This is a genomic window from Chryseobacterium rhizosphaerae, from assembly GCF_003385455.1.
Lineage (GTDB): Bacteria > Bacteroidota > Bacteroidia > Flavobacteriales > Weeksellaceae > Chryseobacterium > Chryseobacterium rhizosphaerae.
Genome location: NZ_QNUF01000063.1, coordinates 1 through 3125 on the forward strand (window position 1 = coordinate 1; position 3125 = coordinate 3125).

Annotated in this window: 6 protein-coding genes; all 6 read right to left on the reverse strand. The window is 31.2% G+C overall.

Translation table 11 applies throughout. The annotated features are described in order from the left end of the window. Nucleotides 1–291 (reverse strand): hypothetical protein (locus tag DRF57_RS23940; RefSeq protein ID WP_133297561.1); only part of this gene is annotated, 291 nt, incomplete at its 3' end. Nucleotides 292–365: 74 nt separating this feature from the next. Then, nucleotides 366–854, reverse strand: a complete 489-nt coding sequence (locus DRF57_RS23315; protein ID WP_115921123.1) for a hypothetical protein — start codon at nucleotides 852–854, stop codon at nucleotides 366–368. 56 nt (nucleotides 855–910) lie between these two features. After that, nucleotides 911–1309, reverse strand: coding sequence for a hypothetical protein (locus tag DRF57_RS23320; protein ID WP_115921124.1), 399 nt, complete (start codon nucleotides 1307–1309; stop codon nucleotides 911–913). Between the two features lie 98 nt (nucleotides 1310–1407). Further along, the gene (locus DRF57_RS23325) at nucleotides 1408–1587 is read right to left on the reverse strand and encodes a hypothetical protein (RefSeq protein WP_123863382.1); all 180 of its coding nucleotides are present in this window, start codon (nucleotides 1585–1587) and stop codon (nucleotides 1408–1410) included. A gap of 181 nt (nucleotides 1588–1768) precedes the next feature. After that, on the reverse strand, nucleotides 1769–2104 hold the full coding sequence (locus tag DRF57_RS23330) for a hypothetical protein (RefSeq protein ID WP_115921126.1): 336 nt from the start codon (nucleotides 2102–2104) through the stop codon (nucleotides 1769–1771). Between the two features lie 6 nt (nucleotides 2105–2110). Then, the coding region (locus DRF57_RS23335; protein WP_317126121.1) for an RHS repeat-associated core domain-containing protein at nucleotides 2111–3125 on the reverse strand (1015 nt) is incomplete at its 5' end.

Consider the following 3125-nt stretch of genomic DNA (forward strand, 5'->3'; position numbering starts at 1 on the left):
TTGTACACCAGCTCTTATCACTGGCCCAAAAATCAACCATTCTCTTTCTTGCATCGAATTCCCTGTTGGTGATACATTTGGAATGGCATTAACACCTACTTTAAATCTTTTAGATAATACAACACCAGATGATGTTCCATAATTTGTTGCAAAATCTCGTGCTACATTTGGATCTGATGTCCATGATGTCCAAATCGAGGTTTTGTTATAGCAGCTCAAAGTTATAAACTTTGCGCTGCTAGATTTATTACTATGATTATCTTCTACTTTACAGTTATAGACATTTCCCATTTCAGCTAAGAATTGAAAAAAGAGATTAGCAAAATGCCAACCTCGTTGTTCAATATTAATTTACTTTTCAAATATTATTCATAATCCCTTTTGCCAGGATTAAGATACCACCTCCCTTCCTTTTTATATACTAAAATATTGTATATTAATATTTTAGTAAAAAAAGCAGGATAATGTGAATCTATTTTAACTATTAGTTTCCCCCCATCTACTTTTTTAATACAAAGAGTATCTATTTTAGGTAGTTCTTCATTTGTGTTCCTATAATTAAGCTTCTCATTTGTACCACAAAAATCAAACATATTAAAAAAATTAACACTATCAAATATTCCATCGTTTATACTAATTATTCTATCTGTGGTTATCAAAAAATATGAATCATCCAAATCACATTCTATAATGGGTAACTCATCTTTATCCATTATTATATTCTGTGGCTGATAGTTATCTTTAACAAAATGAGTGTTCATTTTATCATTAAATGTAAACCAATCTTCAGGTCTTCTATCCACACATTTTAAAGTGACTTCAAGTACTAAACTCTTAAATTCTTTTGCTTCCATAGATTAATGTAAAACTTTTCCTCAGGAAAAGCACTTAGTGTTGCTTCTCTTTAAACTTAATGTCTTATAATAAAAGTAAGAACATTAAAAATTACATACCATGTTAACTTTTCTAGTTTTAACATATAAACCCCAGAATCTTTTTTAACAATTTCTAAACTATCACATTCTGAATTCCGCCTTCCTTCGTCGAAAACTTCAGGAATATTAATTATTTCGATATCATCGAGAGGAATAATAAAGTTATTTGTTATTAGTCTGATATCTGTTAATAACCAGTAGTTATTTGCAGAAACAAAATAACCAAGAATAGGTATTTCATTTTCTAAAAATAAAATATTATTATTTATCTGATATTGTAAATTTTCATCTAAGTTTTCATACAAATCTGTTTTAAAAAAATCTTTCTTAATTCTTTTAAATTTAGCTCTAACAATATTTATATTTTTTATCATTTTAAAAATTTCACTAATTCTATACTATTTTTGCTAAGTTCCGCTGTTATTATACACTAAGACCTCTTTCTCAGAAACATAATAATTATGATTACCTTCTAATTATTGCTTTTATAGCTGCCTTGCGCAAAATAGGAATTCCCGGTTTTTAAATGATTCATCCCAAATGGATAATAATCATTGGCATCTGTAATCTCAAGAGCTCCTGTGCTGTTTCTTCCGTAGAAACCCTTACATTTCCAAACTGGTCTATGTACTAGTAAATATAAATATTTCATAACACCCAATAATAAACTTAAAAACATTTCTGGATTAAAGTTCTCTTTAGAATGCAAATCAATCATTTTAAAATGTAAAAACCTCACAAAAGTGAGGTTTTGGTATATTAGCTCAAAGTTATAAACTTTGCGCAGCTAGAGGTTCATAAAAAATGCTATTACTTCGACTTTTCTATCTATATTAATTATCATAAAAAATTATTCCCAGAATAATACTGTAATCTTCACTACTAAAAATAGAACAACTTTTCTTAATTCCATCAATATAAGATAATCGTATATTTTCTAAGTCTGAATTTTTCATCTCTTCTACAACCTCAGCTAATCCTTCAAAATGATCCCCTCGATAAATACTAAAATCCAATCGGTCATTATAAATATTATACAAATGATCTTTAGTTTCAACAGATGAAAATTTAAAAACACGTTCTTTCTCTTTTATACTGGTAACAAGTACCTCAGTCTGCTCTATATTGTTTCTAACATTATATAGATTATTTATTATTAAATCAATCATAATTTATTATTTTATATATGGTGTCCAAGTTCCACCATTCCATGGTTTAATTATTTTAGCTCCAACTACAGGACCAAATACTTGTACCTCACCTTCACCATGTCTATCATAAAAAGAAAGCCTGCTTATAGGAAATGATTGTTTTAAAATCACTCCTCCGGGACCTCTTCTGGATGCCGAATAATTTGCTACATGAATATTTGTCGACCAAGAAGTGTACATACTATTATTTAATCCAAAATTATGTTCTTCAGCGGTACGTGGCCCTCCCCAAGGAATAGCCATTCCTCTATATGCATTTGCTAAATCTGGGTGTTTACCATGAACTCCTCTAAATAGTGTAAGTTCTTGCTCTTTCTTTTGCATATCACCCTCTAATAATAAAGGTAGTGACCATACGCCTACTCTTGAAATACCCATGATAAGAGCTTTAAAATTTAAAGTAGGAGCAATTCCTTCAATTCCTTCAATAACTCCTTCAATTCCTTCAATAATTCCTTCAAATGTTGCTGTTCCAACTTCTAAAACTCCAGTAGTAGCTCTTGTCACAGTAGCACCCGGCACAAACGTTGTAATTCCTGCACCTTTATTCCCTTTAATAATACTACTAAATAAATTACCCAGAGCTTGCCATAAACTTGATTTAGAATTTCCAGCTCCATTAGGGTCTGTAAAAGTACCATCAGTATTAATTGTTGTGCCATATGCAAGGCCACTACCACCTGCCCCTCTTGGACCACCATTATAACTAGTAAAACCAGAACCATTATTAAACCAATATGAATTCGTACCAGCAGGTGTAGCATCCCATGATTCCCGCCAATTAAATGGCTCTGAAGTCCTACCGTCAGGATCAAACATATTAATAGGATTGTTCAGTACGTATGCGTAAGGACTGGTAGCAAGGTAACTTTCTGCTAATTGGTCTATACCATTCCATCTGGCAATATCCGGCATATATTCTCTCCAGCCGTAGCTGTACATTCCGGTTTCCTGTAATTCTTTACCGTTGTATTTATTG

Bases quoted from the DNA above. Each gene is read 5' to 3' on its own strand.
- DRF57_RS23330 (WP_115921126.1), bottom strand. From the start codon at position 2,104: ATGATTGATTTAATAATAAATAATCTATATAATGTTAGAAACAATATA.
- DRF57_RS23320 (WP_115921124.1), bottom strand. From the start codon at position 1,309: ATGATAAAAAATATAAATATTGTTAGAGCTAAATTTAAAAGAATTAAG.
- DRF57_RS23325 (WP_123863382.1), bottom strand. From the start codon at position 1,587: ATGAAATATTTATATTTACTAGTACATAGACCAGTTTGGAAATGTAAG.
- DRF57_RS23315 (WP_115921123.1), bottom strand. From the start codon at position 854: ATGGAAGCAAAAGAATTTAAGAGTTTAGTACTTGAAGTCACTTTAAAA.